This window comes from Nocardioides sp. NPDC047086, assembly GCF_040643685.1.
Taxonomy (GTDB): Bacteria; Actinomycetota; Actinomycetes; order Propionibacteriales; family Nocardioidaceae; genus Nocardioides.
Genome location: NZ_JBEYUV010000004.1, coordinates 95,678 through 112,777, shown reverse-complemented (window position 1 = coordinate 112,777; position 17,100 = coordinate 95,678). Strand labels below are relative to the sequence as shown.

Genomic DNA, 17,100 nt, shown 5'->3' with positions numbered 1-17,100 from the left:
TCAACCGACTCGCTTCCGCAAGGTCTCCACCCCGGGTCCGTCGAGATCCACCAGCGCGACCGTCCGGCCGGAGAGCGCCATCGCCAGGGCCTCGCTGGGACCGGCGACCTCCTCGCCGAGCCGTCGAGCGCAGTCCAGGACCAGTCCTGGTCTGTCGCGCAGCGCGAGCCCGTCGAGTCGTCCGGCAGGGACCACCCCGAGCGAGGCCTGCCTGGTCGGCAACCAGTCGAGCACCGCGCGCCAGGCCTCGAGCGGGACGTCGGTGTCGAGCCCGAGCGGCCGGGCGCAGTCATGCAGATGGGTGCAGTGGTCGGTGAACTGCCCCAACGGACCTCCCTCACCGACCAGGCCGAGCAGAGGCTCCGGGTCTCCAGCTGGGACTCGTCGAGGCCGTCGAAGAAGTCGGCGAGCAGGCGGCGGTTGACTGCGGTGTGGGCGGCTACGTCCATGCCGACACCTTCCCAAACAAACCAGTGGCCGCGCAGGGATCCCGGTCAGTAGCGTTGAGGACATGCGCGAATGCATCACCACCTACGACATCCTGGGCCGACCGGTCCAGGGCGTGAATTTTGCGCGCATGGAGCCGCATCAGGAGTAGGTGCTCACCGCACCCACCAGGGCCGCTCCGATCGACGGGAGCGGCCTTTTCTCATGTCCAGCAGCATCACCAGGAGGTGAACGAGATGGAGATCATCACACTCTTCGGAGAGGGATTCAGCACCAAGACCTACGAGCTGACGCTGAAGCACCCGACTCCCCGGACCGACGAGTGGGCCTGCGTGGGCGAGGACCCGGAGCTCTTTCACCCCGAGGACCTCACCCAGCTCGCCGAGGCACAGCAGGTCTGCGCCGACTGCCCGATGCGGCAGACCTGCCTCGAGCTCGGCACCGCGCGGCGGGAGTGGGGAGTCTGGGGCGGCGTGCTCATGGAGAGCGGCAAGCCCCGCACCGAGCCCAGAACTCCCGGACGAAAGCCCTACAAGCGCAGCCAGGAAGCGATCGCGAGGGCCGGAAGAGTTGCTTGAAATGACGTGGGAGTCCTGAGGTCACCGAGTGACTACAGGACTCCCACGTCGGGCGAACCCTCAGACGTTGAACCCGAGAGCGCGCAGCATCTCGCGGCCGTCGGGGGTGATCTTGTCCGGGCCCCACGGCGGCATCCAGACCCAGTTGATGTGCACGTCGTTGACCATGCCCTCCAAGGCCTGCGAGGTCTGGTCCTGGATGACGTCGGTCAGCGGGCAGGCCGCCGAGGTCAGCGTCATGTCGATGACCACGTTGGAGTGGTCCTCGATGTGCAGGCCGTAGATCAGGCCCAGGTCGACGACGTTGATGCCGAGCTCGGGGTCGACGACATCCTTCATCGCCTCCTCGACGTCCTCGATCTTCAGGCTCGCGCCTTCGACCGTGGACGTACGCATCCCCTGCCACTCCGGGGCCTCGTGACCGTGGCCATGACCGTGGTCGTGGCCTGCGTGGTCATGACCGGAGTGGTCGTGACCGGAGTGGTCGTGACCCGCGTGGTCGTGTGTGCTGTGGTCGGTCTCAGTCATCATCTCTCCTCAGCGAGCGCCTGCACGTTGGCCTGTGCGGTGGCGTCTTTCCAGGCCATCCACGACAGCAGCGCGCACTTGATCCGGGCGGGGAACTTGGCGACACCGGCGAAGGCGATGCCGTCCTCCAGAATGTCCTCGTCGGGTTCCACCTGGCCCTTGCCCTGCATCAGGCGAAGGAACTCCTCGTGGACGACCATCGCCTCATCCACCGTCTTGCCGACGACCAGGTCGTTGAGCACGGAGGCAGATGCCTGCGAGATGGAGCAGCCGAGGGCGTCGTAGGAGATGTCCTCGATCTTGCCGCCGTCGACATGCACCCGGAGGGTGATCTCGTCACCACAGGTCGGGTTGACGTGGTGAACCTCCGCCTCGAACGGGTCGCGAAGACCCTTCCCGTGCGGGTTCTTGTAATGGTCCAGGATGATCTCCTGGTACATCGCTTCGAGATTGGCAGCAGTCATCACTGGTCCAACTTGAAGAACGTGCGTACGTATTCCAGCCCCTCGACCAGCGCGTCGATCTCGGCGGGCGTGGTGTAGAGGTAGGACGACATCCGGTTGGAGGCCTGTACGCCGAACCGCTGGTGGGCCGGCTTGGCGCAGTGGTGCCCGGCACGGATGGCGACGCCCTTGGAGTCGAGCACCTGGGCCACGTCGTGCGGGTGGACCCCGTCGAGCTCGAAGGCGATCGCACCGCCGCGCTTGGCCGCATCGGCCGGGCCGAGCACGCTCACGCCCGGGACGGTCGCGAGGCGCTCCAGCGCATAGGCCGTGATCGCCTGCTCGTGGGCGTGGACGTTCTCCATCCCGACGTGCATGAGGTATTCCAGCGCCGCACCGAGGCCCACGGCCTCCGCGATCGGCGGGGTGCCGGCCTCGAACTTGTGCGGGATCGGTGCGTAGGTCGACTTCTCCATCGTCACCGTCGCGATCATCTCGCCGCCACCGAGGAACGGCGGCAGCGCCTCGAGCGCGGCCCGCCGGCCCCACAGGACGCCGATGCCGGTCGGGCCGACGACCTTGTGGCCGGTGAAGACGAGGAAGTCGGGACGCTCCTCCTCGGCCATCGAGGCCAGGTCGATCGGCAGCACCGGGGCGGCCTGCGCAGCGTCGACGACGACCAGCGCGCCGACCTCGTGGGCCTTGCGGGCGATCTGGGCGACCGGGTTGATCGTGCCGAGCATGTTGGAGACCCAGGTCAGCGCGACGATCTTGGTCGCCGGCGTGATCAGCTCGTCGATGTTCGACAGATCGAGCTCACCGGAGTCGGTGAGTCCGAACCACTTCAACGTCGCACCCGCACGCTGCGTGGCGAGCTGCCACGGAACGATGTTGGAGTGGTGCTCCATCTCGGTGGTCACGACCACGTCGCCCGCGGCCAGCGGCACGGTGTTGGCGACCAGGTTGAGCGCCTCGGAGGCGTTCTTGGTGAAGATCACCTCGTCGCGCTCGGGCGCGCCGAGGAAGCGCGCGACGGTGTCGCGCGCCCCCTCGAAGGCTTCGGTGGCCTCGGCACCCAGGTGGTGCATCGCCCGGGCGATGTTGGCGTTGTGCCGCTCCAGGTGGTCGACCATGGTGTCGATCACGATCTGCGGCTTCTGCGAGGTGTTGGCGCTGTCGAGGTAGACCAGCGGGGTCTCGCCACCGTCGAAGGTGCGCTCCAGGATCGGAAAGTCCTTGCGGACCAGATCCAGGTCGGGCAGCAGACCCTTCATGTCAGACCCCTGCCGAGACGTACTTCTCGTAGCCGTTGGCCTCCAGCTCCTCGGCCAGGTCCGGGCCACCCGACTCCGCGATCCGGCCGGCCACGAAGACGTGCACGTGGTCAGGCTTGATGTAGCGCAGGATGCGGGTGTAGTGGGTGATCAGCAGGACCGACTTGCCATCGCGGGCGCGGAAGTCGTTGATCCCCTCGGAGACGACCTTGAGCGCGTCGATGTCGAGACCGGAGTCGATCTCGTCGAGCAGCGCGAAGGCCGGGTCGAGGATGTCGAGCTGGGCGATCTCGTGGCGCTTCTTCTCGCCACCGGAGAAGCCCTCGTTGACCGAGCGCTGGGAGAAGGTCGGGTCCAGGTGCATCTTGTTCATCGCACCGTTGACGTCCTTGACCCACGTACGCAGCTTGGGGGCCTCGCCGGTCAGCGCGGTCTTCGCGGTGCGCAGGAAGTTGGCCACACTCACGCCGGGGACCTCGACGGGGTACTGCATCGCCAGGAAGAGACCGGCCTTGGCGCGCTCGTCGACGGACATCTCCAGGACGTCCTCACCGTCGAGGGTGACGGTGCCACCGGTGATGGTGTACTTCGGGTGGCCGGCGATCGAGTAGGCAAGGGTCGACTTGCCCGAGCCGTTGGGGCCCATGATCGCGTGGGTCTCGCCGGAGTTGATCGTCAGGGTCACGCCCTTGAGGATCTCCTTGGCACCGTCCTCGGTGTCGACCGAGACCGTGAGGTCCTTGATCTCAAGCGTGCTCATGCGTTGTCCTTCGTGATCAGAGTGTTGATGTTCTTGGCGAGCTCGGCCTCGACCGTGCCGGTCAGCTTCTCCTCGAGCTCGGGGACGCCGATCTGACGGATCAGGTCGTTGAAGAAGCCGTGCACGACCAGGCGCTTGGCCTCGGTCTCGGAGACGCCGCGGCTCTGCAGGTAGAAGAGCTGCTCGTCGTCGAACCGGCCGATCGCCGACGCGTGACCCGCGCCCTCGATCTCGCCGGTCTCGATCTCCAGGTTGGGCACGGAGTCGGCCCAGGCACCGTCGGTGAGGATGAGGTTGCGGTTCTCCTCGTACGTCTCGATGCCCTCGGCCTCCTTGCGGATCAGCACGTTGCCGATCCAGACCGCGTGGGCCTTCTCGCCCTGCAGCGCACCCTTGTAGACCACGTTGGACTTGGTCTTCGGGGCGGTGTGGTCGACGAAGAGACGGTGCTCGATGTGCTGGCCGGCGTCGGCGAAGTAGAGGCCGAGCGACTCCACCGAGCCACCGGGTCCGGCGTACTCGGCCGAGAAGTCGTGGCGCACCACGTCGCCGCCGAAGCTCACCGAGACGTGCTTGAGGTTGGCGTCGCGGCCGACCTTGGCGTGCTGGGTGGAGAGGTGGACGGCGTCGTCGGCCCAGTCCTGGACGGAGACGACGGTGAGGTCGGCACCGTCCTCGACGACGATCTCGATGTTGTCGGCGACGACGGCGGAGCCGTCGAAGACCAGCACGACGGTCGCCTTGGCGAACTTCTCCGCGACGATCACCGCGTGACCGGCGCCGGCGGTCTCCGAGCCGGTGCCGTGGTGGCGGATCACGGTCGCGCCCTCGACGACGGTGTCGGTCGGGATCCGTACGACGGTCGCCCCGGTGCTGGCCGCCCAGGCCCGCGCCGAGACGCGGTCGGTCGGGACCAGGCCCGAGGACCCACGTACGTCATCGTCGGCCGCCACGGTCTCCACGGTCACACCGGAGGCCGCCTCGACCTCCACCTTGGTCGCACCGTCGGCGAACGGCGCCGAGTCGTGGATGCCCTTGAGCCGCTTGAGCGGGGTGAACCGCCAGATCTCCTCGCGACCCTTCGGCACCTCGTGCGCCTCGACGTCGAAAGAGCCTTCGGGGTGGAGGTGGGACTCGACCTTGTCGAGCTCCAGGGCCTCCTGCACAGCTGCGGTCATCAGCCGACCGCTCCTTCCATCTGCAGTTCGATCAGGCGGTTGAGCTCGAGGGCGTACTCCATCGGGAGCTCCTTGGCGATCGGCTCGACGAAGCCGCGCACGATCATCGCCATCGCCTCGTCCTCGGCCATGCCGCGGGACATCAGGTAGAACAGCTGGTCGTCGGAGACCTTCGAGACCGAGGCCTCGTGACCCATCGAGACGTCGTCCTCGCGGATGTCGACGTAGGGGTAGGTGTCCGAGCGGGAGATCTGGTCGACCAGGAGCGCGTCGCAGAGCACGTTGGACTTCGAGCCGTGGGCGCCCTCGTTGATCTGGATCAGGCCGCGGTAGGAGGTGCGGCCACCGCCGCGGGCCACCGACTTCGACAGGATCGAGCTGGAGGTGTTCGGGGCGGCGTGCACCATCTTGGCGCCCGCGTCCTGGTGCTGGCCCTCGCCGGCGAAGGCGATCGAGAGCGTCTCGCCCTTGGCGTGCTCACCCATCAGGTAGACCGCCGGGTACTTCATGGTCACCTTGGAGCCGATGTTGCCGTCGACCCACTCCATGGTCGCGCCCTCTTCGCAGACGGCGCGCTTGGTGACCAGGTTGTAGACGTTGTTCGACCAGTTCTGGATGGTCGTGTAGCGAACGCGGGCGTTCTTCTTCACGATGATCTCGACGACCGCGGAGTGCAGCGAGTCGGACTGGTAGATCGGCGCGGTGCAGCCCTCGACGTAGTGAACGTAGGAGCCCTCGTCGGCGATGATCAGGGTGCGCTCGAACTGGCCCATGTTCTCGGTGTTGATCCGGAAGTAGGCCTGCAGCGGGATGTCGACGTGGACACCCTTGGGCACGTAGATGAAGGAGCCACCCGACCACACCGCGGTGTTCAGCGCGGCGAACTTGTTGTCGCCGACCGGGATCACCGTGCCGAAGTACTCCTGGAAGATCTCCGGGTGCTCCTTGAGCGCGGTGTCGGTGTCGAGGAAGAGCACGCCCTGGGCCTCGAGGTCCTCGCGGATCGAGTGGTAGACGACCTCCGACTCGTACTGCGCGGCGACACCGGCGACGAGGCGCTGCTTCTCCGCCTCCGGGATGCCGAGGCGGTCGTAGGTGTTCTTGATGTCCTCGGGCAGGTCCTCCCACGAGGTGGCCTGCTTCTCCGACGAGCGCACGAAGTACTTGATGTTGTCGAAGTCGATGTCCGAGAGGTCGGAGCCCCAGGTGGGCATCGGCTTGCGGCCGAAGAGCTTGAGGCCCTTCAGGCGCAGGTCGAGCATCCACTGCGGCTCGGACTTCTTGCCGGAGATGTCGCGGACGATGGCGTCGTTGAGACCGCGCTGTGCCGCGGCACCGGCGACGTCCGAGTCGGACCAGCCGAACTCGTACTTGCCGATGCCCTTCAGCTCGGGGTTGAGCTCCTCGATGGAGGTCATGTCGTGACCTGCTCCTTCTTCTTCGAAACTTCGCCGGGACCGGAGGATCCAGGAGGGATGTGCGTCGTGCAGACCCCGTCGCCGTGGGCGATGGTGGCCAAGCGTTGTACGTGGGTGCCGAGCAGCTTCGCGATCGCCTCTGTCTCCGCCTCGCAGAGCTCGGGGAACTCCTGGGCGACATGGGCGACCGGGCAGTGCTGCTGGCACAGCTGCTCGCCTGCGTCATGGCCGTTGATCAGCGGGAGCTCCCTGACGGAGGCCGCATAGCCGTTGGCCGTGAACACGTTCGCGAGCACCTGCGCGGGGCTGAGGTCCGTCTCGCCGGCGGCGATCCGGTCCAGTCCCTGCTTGATGAACGCCGCGCGGCGCTCCGCGAATTCCCGCACGGCCTCCTCGCCGGCCACCTCGGAGAGGAACCGCAGCGCCTCGACCGCCAGGTCGTCGTACTTCTTCTCGAAGCCGTCGCGACCCTGGTCGGTGAGCGCGAAGAGCTTGGCCGGGCGGCCCCGCCCCCGCGTGGACGCGGTGCGCGGCTCACGCTGCTCCACCGCCTCCTCCTCGGCCAGGGCGTCCAGGTGGCGCCTGACCGCGGCCGGGGTGAGATCGAGCCGCTTGGCCAGCGTCGCGGCCGTCTGCGGACCGTCGACGAGCAGCGCCCGAGCGACCCGCTGGCGGGTGCTCTCCTCGCTGGTCTCTGCGCTGTGCCCGTTGGGCGGCAGAGTGCTCTCGTCGAATTTCACAACACCATTGTGACGTTATTCCCCCAGCCGATTCAACGAAGGTCACCCTTACTTGCTCATCGAGCAGGCACACCGTGTCGTACGTCACCACCGCATCCCGCTCAGCAGCGACCACCGATCAGCCCGTCGGCATCCCGTCGAGGGTCGGAGAGGCGAGGGCGGCGACGCCGACGTAGACGGCGTCGGGCGGCAGCCAGCGGGTGCCGCGGTCGGAGCGCAGCACCGCGCGACCGCGCTCGAGGTCGAAGATGCCCACCCGGATGCGGCCGCCGGACCGCACGACCGCCACCTCACCGCGCTGAGGCCGGCGAGGGTTGATCATCAGGTCGGATCCGGGCGGCAGGCCGCGGGAGGTGAGGTGGGCGCCGACGAGACGGTGGACCTGCGCTCCGTCTTCCGGCACGGGCGCCGGTGATCGCTTCGCGGGCGCCGTCACCGCATCGGGAGCGACGTCGAACGGCAGCGGTACGTCCCATCGGGATCCTCCGCCAGTCGATCTCATGTTCGAAAGCGTACCGGTCGGCGACGGCCCGCGGAACCGTCTGGGCGCGGGTCGGAGAGACTGTGGCCCATGACCGTCAACGACCCCACAGACTGGGAGAGCGCGTACGTCCGCGGCACGACCGGCTGGGACCTCGGCGCTCCCGTGGCCTACATCGAAGAGGACGCGGCGCTCTTCGGTGAGCCCGGCACCGCCTTCGCGCCCGGCGCCGGCCGAGGGCACGACGCGGCGGGGTTGGCGGCAGCCGGATGGCGTACGACAGTCGTCGACCTCTCGCCCACAGCGGCCGCCCACGCAGCAGAGCACTACCCGAACCTCACCTACGTGGTCGGCGACGCGCTCGACATCGACGTCGTCCTGGGCGCGACCGGCAGGCCGGTCGACCTGATGTGGGACCACACCTTCTTCTGCGCACTGCCGCCTGCCTGGCGCGGCCGCGTCGGCGACCTGGCCCGCGCGGTCGTACGCCCGGGCGGGCGAGTCGCCTCGGGTGTCTTCCCCATCGACCGTCCGAGCGAGGAGGCGGGCCCGCCGTGGACGTACCTCCCCGAGGACATGACCCGCGCCCTCGGCTCCGACTTCGACCTGGTCCACCTCTCCGAGCCGCGCCGGCTGAACCCGCGGCTGCCCTGGAGCCACCGCCTCGGGATCTGGCAGCGCCGTTGAACCCGTCCGACTACGGCACCGGCTCACGGCACCGCCTCACAGCACAGGCTCAGGCGAGGCGCGCCGGGAAGCCGCCGGTGGCGATCGGGCCCCAGCGCTTCGGGGTGATCCGGAGGAGGGACTTGCCCTGGTCGACCATGGCCTGGCGGTACTCGTCCCAGTCGGAGTGCTCGCCGGAGATGTTGCGGAAGTAGGTGACGAAGGCGTCCAGGGCCTCTTCGCCCGCGGCCGCGTCGAGGACCTCGGCCTCGCCGTCGACCTGGACCCAGGCACCGTTCCACTCCTCGGAGAGGACCATCACGCTGACCTGCGGACGCCTGCGGGCGTTGCGGGTCTTGGCCCGCTCGGGGTAGGTCGCGATCACGATCCGCCCCTCGTCGTCGACGCCGCCGGTGACCGGCGAGAGCTGCGGGGAACCGTCGGCTCGGCCGGTCACCAGGATCATCTGGTGGCGGGGACGTACGAACTCCAGGAGCCCCTCGAGATCAACGGTCGTGTTCGTCGCGATCGTGCGTGCCATGGTCCCCAGCCTGCCAGGTGAACCCGTCCGGGTCGGTGAAGGCCTCGCTGCCGCCACCCAGCACGATCCCGTACGCAGCAGCGGGGTCGAGCGCGACGCCGGTCTCCTTCTCCAGGGCGCGCCGGGGATAGATCGCGAGCTGGACGGCTCCGGGAGCGGCCTCGAACTCGGCGTACTTGCCGCCGAAGCTCCGCTTCACGCCGAGCCCGCGCTCGGCGTAGAACCGCTTGCTCGCCTTGACGTCGGCGACGCCGAGGAGCAGGACGATGTCGTCGATCTCCCGGGTGGCGGGACCGTGGTCCTTCTTCGCCGAGGTCGCGAGCTTCCAGACCGAGCCGTCGGGGGCCTGGACGATGCCGCCGTAGCCCCAGAACGACTTCTCCACGGGCTTGAGCGAGGTGGCGCCGGCCTCGAGCGCCGAGTCGACGAGGCTGTCGACCGTCGAGGGCTGACCGACGACCAGGGAGAGCGTGAACGGGCGGCCGGTGCCGGTGCCCGGGCCCTGGCGTACGGAGATCTGGTCGGTGAGCCCGAAGGCCTTCTCGTAGAACGCCCGGGCGTCCGCCGGGTCGGTTGCGTCGAGGGTGATGGTCTCAAGTGTGAACATGTCTCGACCTTAGGAATCCGGAGGCCGCCGGGGCTTCTCGATTCCTGACCGGCTTTCTTGTTGGTCTCCTGAGCAGAAATTGTGTCTGAGACACCGCGTCATGGCCCTGGGGGCATCCCGTCTCATCCCCGCGTTGGCCGTCCTTCGGTGGGAGTTGGGCGGCCAACGTCCTTATAGACAGCTAAGAATCCACAGGATCGCACCCACGCGATTGGGCCGGTGGCGTACGCCTTCTTAGACTGCCGCCGTGGAATCTTCCGTCGCCAGGCCCGCTGTCGAGGTACGCGACCTGCGCATGACCTATGGCGACAAGACGGCCGTCGACGGACTCACCCTGAGCGTCGCGGAGGGCTCGATCACGGCCGTGCTCGGCCCGAACGGCGCCGGCAAGACGACCACCCTGGAGACGTGCGAGGGCTATCGCAAGCCCCAACAGGGGACGGTGCGCGTGCTCGGGCTCGACCCGATCGCCGACCGCAAGCAGCTGCTCCCCCGGATCGGGGTGATGCTGCAGGGACAGGGCGCCTGGAGCGGCGTACGCGCCATGGAGATGCTCAAGCACATCTCCCGACTTCACGCGCATCCGCTCGACGTCGACTACCTGGCCGAGCGGCTCGGGCTGGGCGAGTGCGGTCGCACCCCCTACCGGCGCCTCTCCGGCGGGCAGCAGCAGCGGCTCGGGCTGGCGATGGCGCTGGTCGGCCGTCCGGAGCTGGTGTTCGTGGACGAGCCGACGGCGGGGATGGACCCGCAGGGGCGGCGTACGACCTGGGAGCTGCTGCGCGAGCTGCGCGCCGACGGCGTCACCGTCGTGCTGACCACCCACTACCTGGAGGAGGCCGAGGAGCTGGCCGACCAGGTGCACATCATCGACCGCGGGCGAATGATCGCCTCGGGCACTCCGCTCGAGCTCACCAGAGGTGGCGCGACCGCCACCGTGAGGCTGGTCGTCACCAAGCCGTTCCCGCCCGGTGCCCGCGAGTCGCTACGCAAGGCGCTCGGCGAGGACACCGAGGTCACCCTGCTGGATGAGCGTTCGATGCGGGTCACCGGCAAGGCCGACCCGACCACGCTCGCCAAGGTGAGCCGCTGGTGCGAGGAGAACGACGTCCTCCCGGAGTCGCTGACCCTGGGCCGCAGGAGCCTCGAGGATGTCTTCCTCGATCTCACCGGAGGGCTCCATCTCACCGAGGGGATCGAGCATGTCTGAGGTGGCCACGGGGACCTTCACCCCGAAGCCCGGCGGCGCCCCGATCACCCGGCAGGTGGTCGCCCAGGCGCTGATGGAGGCCAAGCTGATGCTGCGCAACGGCGAGCAGCTCCTCCTCGCCGTCGTGATCCCGGTGATGGTCCTGATCGGCGGCGTCACCGCGGGCAACGCGATCGACCTCGACCTCGGCACCGACCGGCCCCTGGTCGACCTCCTCACCCCGGGCGTCCTCGCCCTGGCGATCATGTCGACCTCGTTCACGAGCCTCGCGATCGCGACCGGGTTCGAGCGGCGCTACGGCGTGATCAAGCGCTTGGGTGCCTCTCCCCTCCCCCGGATCGGCCTGCTCGCCGGCAAGGTGCTCGCGCTCGGCTGCGTACAGCTCGTGCAGCTGTTCGTCATCGGCGGCGTCGGCCAGATCCTCGGCTGGACCCCCGCAGCAGGGTTCGGCACCGTCCTCGCCTTCTTCCTCGCCATCGCGATGGGCACGCTGGCCTTCGCCTCGCTCGGGCTCTTCGTCGCCGGCGTGCTGCGCGCCGAGGCGACGCTGGCCGCGGCCAACCTCATCTACCTGCTCCTCCTCGCCGGTGGCGCCGTGGTGCTGCCGCTGACGGCCTACGGCGCTTACGGCGACGTCGCCCGCTGGCTGCCCTCGGGCGCGCTGGGCGAGGCGGTACGCACCGCCTTCCTCGACGGCGTGCCCGCCTGGCGCGATCTCGGCGTGCTCCTGATCTGGGCCGTTCTCGGCTCCACCCTCACAGCTAGGACCTTCAAGTGGGAATGACGTCCACCGAACCCTCCACCGGCCCGGCTCCCTCGGCCAAGGACAAGGTCCTCGCCTGGCTCCGCGCGCACGCGTTCGGCCTGGCCATCGCCAACCTCGTCGCCAACATCGGGATCGTCGTCACCGGCGGGGTCGTCCGGTTGACCGGCTCCGGCCTCGGCTGCCCCACCTGGCCCAAGTGCACCGAGGAGTCCTACGTCGCTCATGAGGCGCTCGGGATCAACGGCGTCATCGAGTTCGGCAACCGGCTGCTGACCTACGTCCTGGCCGCCATCGCGATCGCGGTCGTCTTCGCGGTGTGGAACCGCCGCGACGTCATCCGCAACCTGGCGGTCGTCGTCGCCTTCGGTATCCCGCTCCAGGGGATCCTCGGCGGCATCACGGTGCTCACCCAGCTCAACCCCTACGTCGTCGCGCTCCACCTGCTCGCCTCGATGGCGATGGTCGGCCTGTGCGTCTGGATGCTCGACGAGCTCCGCTCACCCAAGCGCGAGGCCGCGCCACGCAGCGTACGGATCGCCGCCGTGGTCACCCTCGTCGTCGGCTGGCTCTCGCTCTGGCTCGGCACCGTCGTGACCGGCTCCGGCCCACACTCCGGCGACCTCGACTCCCGCCGCACCGGCCTCGACCCGGCCCTGATGTCCCACATCCACGCCTACGCCGTCTACGCGCTCATCGCCGCCACCCTGGTCACGCTGTGGCTGGGCCGGAAGAACGCCTACGTCCGCAGCGTCACCATCGTCCTGCTCGTCGTCGAGCTCGCCCAGGGTCTGATCGGCTGGGTGCAGTACCTCACCGACCTCCCCGTGCTCCTGGTCGGCTTCCACATGCTCGGCGCCGCCCTGATCTCCGCCGGCCTCGCCCGCGTCGTGGTCTCCACCCGCGCGCGCGGCTGACCCGCTCAGCGCATCGACGGCGCTGGTAGGTCCAGCACCGTCGACCGGCGCATCCGGTGTTGGAGGTAGGCGATCCCGAGGCGTGACCTGCCGAACCCCGCGATCGGGTTGAACCCAAGCGTGGCGGCGATCGTGTCGAGGCGAGACTGCATCGTGGAATGGTGGATGCCGAGCATGCGTGCCGCCTCGCGCACGGACTGCGTCATGACGAGCGCGTCGACGGTCTCCATGCCCCACGCGTGGCGGGCAACCGCATCAAGGCACTCGGCGTCATGATGCCAGGCGTCGTCACCGGCCTCGGCCAGCAACTCGACGAGACCGCCGTAGGTGTCCGCGAGCACCTGCGGCTCGGCTGGGGGCAGTGAGAGCCGTAGCGCCACCAGAGCGGTCCTGAAGGAATGGTGGAGACCGACGACCGTCGTCGCCGCGCCGATGCCGGACGGGGAGGCGTCGAAGGCGTCGTAGGTCTCCGGGATGACGAGCGCATGGATCGGGCCGTAGCGGGTGCCGATCACGTCCTCAGGTCCGCTCGGACGTCCGGACCACACCGCGAACAGGGGCGCCGCCACCACGCGGTAACGGTGGGAGGCGACCAGGCCGATCGCGCCGGCCGCGGCGAGACGCTCCTCATCGGACGCCTCACGGTCGGTCAGAATCCCAAGATGTCGCCGGTTGTCGACTTCGCGCGGGCCACGACCGTGCCGGATGCGTACGGCCAGCGCCAGGCGCTCGAGGATGATCGCGTCGTTGGCGAGCGCGGCACCCTCACGCTCCAGCCACACCACCATGCCCTCCGCGATCGGGGCCGACGCCTCCGCGGCCGGAGCCGGCCGCTGTCCAGGCAGTAGCTCGCCCTTAGGCCCCACGCGGATCACCCGGGCCGGGTCGCTCTGGCCGAACCCCGCCGCACAACCGGCCAGCGACGCGGCCGCGGCGAGCAGCGCACGGGTGTTGACGTTGCCGACGATCAGCTCGTCGAAGCATGCGATGACCCGCAACCCGAGGCTCGCACTCGGGTCCAGCCGGGCGATGCGTCCCAGCAGATCCTGCATCTCAGCTCTCCTCTCGCGGCTCAGTCGGCAAGGATCTTCTCCACCCATCTGTTGCGGGTGCTGATCATCGAGCGCCCTACGCTGGTGTGGGGAGCGAAGATGTCGCACGCGTGGAAGGCACCTGACCACACATGCAGCTCGGCATCGCCTCCAGCACCCCAGATGCCGTTGGCGTAGGCAATCGCCTCGTCGCGGAAGATCTCAGCGGCTCCGACGTCAATGAAGGCAGGCGGAAGCCCGGACAGTTCGCTCGCGCGAGCCGGGGCGATGAAGGGCGACACCTCTGGTCCACCCCGTCGGTCGCCGAGGACCGCCTGCCACCCGGTCTCGTTGCTGACCCGGTCCCACACACCGACGCCGTCGAACTGATCGGTGGAGGGAGTGGTGCCACGGTCATCCAGCATCGGGTAGTCGAGCACCTGTCCGCACAGCCTGGGTCCGCCTCGATCCCGAGCGGCCAGGGCCAGACCCGCCGCGAGTCCACCTCCGGCACTCGCGCCGGCAACGAGCAGCCGGTCGCCGCGTACGCCCAGGTCATCGGTGTTCTGCGCGAGCCACTCGAGCGCGGCGTACATGTCCTCGCGGGCGTACGGATCCGGGTGCTCGGGAGCGAGGCGGTAGTCGACGGTGACGAGGACGACTCCGAGATCGGTGACCCAGTCAAGGCACAGGTCGAGGCCACTGAACTTGTCGCCGAACATGAGGCCACCGGAGTGCGCGTAGAGGACCGCCGGGCGAGGGCCGTCGGCATCGGCCGAGCGGAGCACTGCGGCGCTGATCTCGTCGCCGCCGTGACCAGGGAAGCTCACCTCACGCACATCGATCCGACGGGCGGCGAACACGTCGCCCATCGGTGGGGCGGCGTAGCTGGCCCGCATGAACTCGACCAGCTCAGGCGTGACGGTGGGCGGGAACATGCCCCCGACCACGGCGAGCCCGGCCTTCAGCTCCGGGTCGAAGCCCGGGCGTGGCAACACATGCTCAGTCGGCACTGACTTCCCCTCGCATCTTGGCTAGGACAACTCTACGGCGGAGCGGCGCCATCCGTACCCGCCATCTGTCGGCTCGCCGGGGGCACGATTGCGCCGTTCCGGCGGTTCCGGACCGCTGGCCCGTCAGACCAGGCTGTGACCTACGACACATCTCATCGTGAGAGGAACATTCCACATGTCCGATGTAAAGAAGGCCATCGAGGCCGCGAGCGGCGTCATCCAGGACTGCGTCGCGAACGGCGCGGTCCCCGGCGTCGTCGCTGGTCTGACGAACGCCGAGGGGACGCTGTTGGTCGAAGCAGCCGGGTCCCGTGCGCTCGGCGGAGACCAGCCGATGACCGAGGACACCGTCTTCAGCATCTTCTCGACGACGAAGGCCTTGACCGGCACCGTCGCGCTCCAACTCGTCGAGAGCGGGCAGCTCGACCTCGACGCCCCGGCGAAGGAGTACGCACCGGGAATCGGCGAGCTCCAGGTGATCGAAGGGTTCACCAGTGACGGCACCCCCATTCTCCGGCCACCCGCGTCCGACGTGACCACCAGGCAACTGCTGCTCCACACGGCTGGATTCGGCTATGACTTCTTCAACGAGACGTACAAACGCCTGGCGACCGACCACGGGCAGCCGAGCGTGGTCACCGCGTCGCGGGCGGCGTTGCAGACGCCGCTGCTGTTCGACCCAGGGACGCGGTGGGAGTACGGCTCCAACATCGACTGGGCCGGTCAGGTGATCGAGGGCGTCACCGGGACCACGCTCGGCCAGGCCCTGAAGGAGCGCGTGCTGGACCCGCTCGGCCTGACCTCGACGTCGTTCGTCCTGACCGACGAGCTGCGCTCGCGGCTGGCCACAATGCACCAACGAGAGGAGTCGGGCATCGTCGCGACCGACTTCGTCCTTCCTGCCGAGCCGGAGGTGCACTTCGGCGGTCATGGTCTGTTCTCCACGGTCGGTGACTACCTCACTTTCATCCGGATGTGGCTCAACGACGGCGCAGCCGACGATGGCACCACCATCCTGAAGCCGGAAACCGTGGAGTGGGCGACCAGGAACGACTTGGGAGACCTCGCGGTCACGATGCTCCCGGGCGTGATCCCGTCGCTGTCGAACGACGCCGAGTTCTTCCCCGGCGATCCCAAGGGGTGGGCCTACACCTTCATGACCAACGAGAACGTCGCGCCGACGGGGCGGCCCGCCGGCGCGCTCGGGTGGGCGGGCCTTGCGAACCTCTATTACTGGATCGACCGGGAGAACAAGATCGGTGGCTACTGGGCCACCCAGATCCTCCCGTTCGCCGAACCCGGATCGGTGGGCGGCTTCCTCGACATGGAGAAGGCCGTCTACGACGCGCTCGGGTGAGCACCGACAACTGGGAGGGCTGAAGCCACAGGTGGCTTCAGCCCTCCCGGTTGTTCGGGGGCTCAGCGCAGGAGCGGGTCGACCGCGAGGGCGACGAAGAGCAGGCTCAGGTAGAGGTTGCTCGAGTGGAAGAGCTGCATCGGACGGATCCGGGTGAGGTCCTCGGTGCCCTTGGCACGCGCGTGCAGCTGGTGGGCCTGGACGAGGAAGACGGCGCCGAGGCCGACGGCGGCGACCGGGTAGAGCCAGCCGGTGGAGGCGATGGGCCACAGCAGCAGCGAGGTGGCGACCATGATCCAGGAGTACGCCACGATCTGGCCGCCCACGTGGCGGGCGGACTTGACCACCGGCAGCATCGGCACGTCGACCTGGGCGTAGTCCTCGCGGTAGCGCAGCGCCAGGGCCCAGGTGTGCGGCGGGGTCCAGAAGAAGACGACCATGAACAGGATCAGCGGCTCCCAGGAGACCTGGTTGGTGACCGCGGTCCAGCCGATCAGGGTCGGGAAACAGCCCGCGATGCCGCCCCAGACGATGTTCTGCGTGGTGCGCCGCTTGAGCAGCATCGTGTAGACGAAGACGTAGAACGCGTTCGCGGCTAGCGACAGGCCCGCGGAGAGCCAGTTGACGAAGAACCCGAGCACCAGCACCGACAGCACGGCCAGCACCGAGCCGAAGACCAGGGCAGCCCGCGGGGTGACCACGTGCCGCGGCAGAGCCCGGCGTCGCGTACGCCGCATCTGCTCGTCGATGTCGCGGTCGTAGACGCAGTTGAAGACCGAGGCCGAACCGGCCGAGAAGATCCCGCCGACGACGGTGGCCGCGACCAGGCCGACACCAGGGACACCCTGGGCGGCGAAGAACATCACCGGAACGGTGGTCAGCAGCAGCAGCTCGATCACGCGGGGCTTCGTCAGAGAGACGTACGCCGAGATGACATCGCGCATTGACGCGCGGTCGCTACGCTGGTCGAGGTCGGGGACCGGCTGTTCGACGTGCGTCACTGAGAAGATCCTTCTCGTTCGGGTTGAGTCGTCACATGCGGCTCATACAAGCAGTTCACAGCATGCGGCTCGCAGTCTAACCCGGGGCGTGAGTAGGCTCGGATTCGGCAGCCCCCACGGCCAGCCCAAGAACTTTCCAAGTGGACT

At 68.5% G+C, this 17,100-nt stretch carries 20 protein-coding genes; 6 read left to right on the top strand and 14 right to left on the bottom strand.

The features are described from left to right. Positions 1–327: a hypothetical protein gene (locus ABZ796_RS04870; RefSeq protein ID WP_357335052.1), complete on the bottom strand. Its 327-nt coding sequence runs from the start codon at positions 325–327 to the stop codon at positions 1–3. Positions 328–683: 356 nt separating this feature from the next. On the opposite strand from ABZ796_RS04870, the gene ABZ796_RS04865 reads away from it, so the two are divergent. After that, on the top strand, positions 684–1,025 hold the full coding sequence (locus ABZ796_RS04865) for a WhiB family transcriptional regulator (protein ID WP_357335050.1): 342 nt from the start codon (positions 684–686) through the stop codon (positions 1,023–1,025). Positions 1,026–1,085: 60 nt separating this feature from the next. On the opposite strand, the gene ABZ796_RS04860 is transcribed toward ABZ796_RS04865, so the two are convergent. From ABZ796_RS04860 to ABZ796_RS04825, 8 genes are all read right to left on the bottom strand, one after another. Beyond that, complete coding sequence (locus tag ABZ796_RS04860) at positions 1,086–1,421, bottom strand: metal-sulfur cluster assembly factor (protein ID WP_160028798.1); 336 nt, start codon at positions 1,419–1,421, stop codon at positions 1,086–1,088. A 131-nt stretch (positions 1,422–1,552) separates the two neighbouring features. Then, the gene (gene sufU, locus ABZ796_RS04855; protein WP_357335048.1) at positions 1,553–2,017 is read right to left on the bottom strand and encodes a Fe-S cluster assembly sulfur transfer protein SufU; all 465 of its coding nucleotides are present in this window, start codon (positions 2,015–2,017) and stop codon (positions 1,553–1,555) included. Then, the gene (locus ABZ796_RS04850; RefSeq protein ID WP_357335046.1) at positions 2,017–3,270 is read right to left on the bottom strand and encodes a cysteine desulfurase; all 1,254 of its coding nucleotides are present in this window, start codon (positions 3,268–3,270) and stop codon (positions 2,017–2,019) included. The genes sufU and ABZ796_RS04850 overlap by 1 nt, the downstream gene beginning before the upstream one ends. Before the next feature lies 1 nt (position 3,271). Further along, positions 3,272–4,030 carry a Fe-S cluster assembly ATPase SufC gene (sufC, locus tag ABZ796_RS04845; RefSeq protein ID WP_357335044.1) on the bottom strand — a complete coding sequence of 253 codons (759 nt, stop codon included), beginning with the start codon at positions 4,028–4,030 and terminating at the stop codon, positions 3,272–3,274. Then, positions 4,027–5,208 (bottom strand): Fe-S cluster assembly protein SufD, encoded by a 1,182-nt coding sequence (sufD, locus tag ABZ796_RS04840; protein ID WP_357335042.1) that lies wholly within the window; start codon positions 5,206–5,208, stop codon positions 4,027–4,029. Before sufD ends, sufC begins: the two co-directional genes overlap by 4 nt. Then, positions 5,208–6,626: a Fe-S cluster assembly protein SufB gene (sufB, locus tag ABZ796_RS04835; protein WP_091041037.1), complete on the bottom strand. Its 1,419-nt coding sequence runs from the start codon at positions 6,624–6,626 to the stop codon at positions 5,208–5,210. Before sufB ends, sufD begins: the two co-directional genes overlap by 1 nt. Further along, complete coding sequence (locus ABZ796_RS04830; protein ID WP_357335040.1) at positions 6,623–7,366, bottom strand: metalloregulator ArsR/SmtB family transcription factor; 744 nt, start codon at positions 7,364–7,366, stop codon at positions 6,623–6,625. The genes sufB and ABZ796_RS04830 overlap by 4 nt, the downstream gene beginning before the upstream one ends. 118 nt (positions 7,367–7,484) lie before the next feature. Further along, positions 7,485–7,868 (bottom strand): hypothetical protein, encoded by a 384-nt coding sequence (locus ABZ796_RS04825; protein WP_357335038.1) that lies wholly within the window; start codon positions 7,866–7,868, stop codon positions 7,485–7,487. A 69-nt stretch (positions 7,869–7,937) separates the two neighbouring features. Here ABZ796_RS04825 and ABZ796_RS04820 point away from each other — a divergent pair, with 69 nt between their 5' ends. Then, positions 7,938–8,534, top strand: coding sequence for a methyltransferase domain-containing protein (locus ABZ796_RS04820; RefSeq protein ID WP_357335037.1), 597 nt, complete (start codon positions 7,938–7,940; stop codon positions 8,532–8,534). A 49-nt stretch (positions 8,535–8,583) separates the two neighbouring features. Here ABZ796_RS04820 and ABZ796_RS04815 read toward each other — a convergent pair whose 3' ends face one another. Continuing rightward, positions 8,584–9,054, bottom strand: coding sequence for a PPOX class F420-dependent oxidoreductase (locus ABZ796_RS04815; protein WP_357335035.1), 471 nt, complete (start codon positions 9,052–9,054; stop codon positions 8,584–8,586). Further along, positions 9,020–9,661 carry a glyoxalase gene (locus ABZ796_RS04810; protein ID WP_357335033.1) on the bottom strand — a complete coding sequence of 214 codons (642 nt, stop codon included), beginning with the start codon at positions 9,659–9,661 and terminating at the stop codon, positions 9,020–9,022. The genes ABZ796_RS04815 and ABZ796_RS04810 overlap by 35 nt, the downstream gene beginning before the upstream one ends. Positions 9,662–9,956: 295 nt before the next feature. Between ABZ796_RS04810 and ABZ796_RS04805 the strand changes: the two genes are divergently transcribed. From ABZ796_RS04805 to ABZ796_RS04795, 3 genes are read left to right on the top strand one after another with little or no spacing between them, the layout of a single operon-like run. Beyond that, on the top strand, positions 9,957–10,871 hold the full coding sequence (locus ABZ796_RS04805) for an ABC transporter ATP-binding protein (RefSeq protein ID WP_357335227.1): 915 nt from the start codon (positions 9,957–9,959) through the stop codon (positions 10,869–10,871). Then, complete coding sequence (locus ABZ796_RS04800; RefSeq protein ID WP_357335031.1) at positions 10,864–11,655, top strand: ABC transporter permease; 792 nt, start codon at positions 10,864–10,866, stop codon at positions 11,653–11,655. The genes ABZ796_RS04805 and ABZ796_RS04800 overlap by 8 nt, the downstream gene beginning before the upstream one ends. Continuing rightward, the gene (locus ABZ796_RS04795; RefSeq protein ID WP_357335029.1) at positions 11,652–12,551 is read left to right on the top strand and encodes a COX15/CtaA family protein; all 900 of its coding nucleotides are present in this window, start codon (positions 11,652–11,654) and stop codon (positions 12,549–12,551) included. Before ABZ796_RS04800 ends, ABZ796_RS04795 begins: the two co-directional genes overlap by 4 nt. A gap of 5 nt (positions 12,552–12,556) precedes the next feature. On the opposite strand, the gene ABZ796_RS04790 is transcribed toward ABZ796_RS04795, so the two are convergent. Together ABZ796_RS04790 and ABZ796_RS04785 are read right to left on the bottom strand one after the other, a co-directional pair. Further along, positions 12,557–13,603, bottom strand: coding sequence for a helix-turn-helix domain-containing protein (locus ABZ796_RS04790; protein ID WP_357335028.1), 1,047 nt, complete (start codon positions 13,601–13,603; stop codon positions 12,557–12,559). Between the two features lie 20 nt (positions 13,604–13,623). Next, on the bottom strand, positions 13,624–14,595 hold the full coding sequence (locus ABZ796_RS04785; protein WP_357335026.1) for an alpha/beta hydrolase fold domain-containing protein: 972 nt from the start codon (positions 14,593–14,595) through the stop codon (positions 13,624–13,626). Between the two features lie 175 nt (positions 14,596–14,770). Between ABZ796_RS04785 and ABZ796_RS04780 the strand changes: the two genes are divergently transcribed. Continuing rightward, positions 14,771–15,952, top strand: coding sequence for a serine hydrolase domain-containing protein (locus tag ABZ796_RS04780; RefSeq protein WP_357335024.1), 1,182 nt, complete (start codon positions 14,771–14,773; stop codon positions 15,950–15,952). 62 nt (positions 15,953–16,014) lie between these two features. Here the strand turns inward: ABZ796_RS04780 and ABZ796_RS04775 are convergent, their stop codons facing one another. Continuing rightward, on the bottom strand, positions 16,015–16,953 hold the full coding sequence (locus tag ABZ796_RS04775) for a heme o synthase (RefSeq protein ID WP_357335023.1): 939 nt from the start codon (positions 16,951–16,953) through the stop codon (positions 16,015–16,017). Positions 16,954–17,100 lie beyond the last annotated feature (147 nt).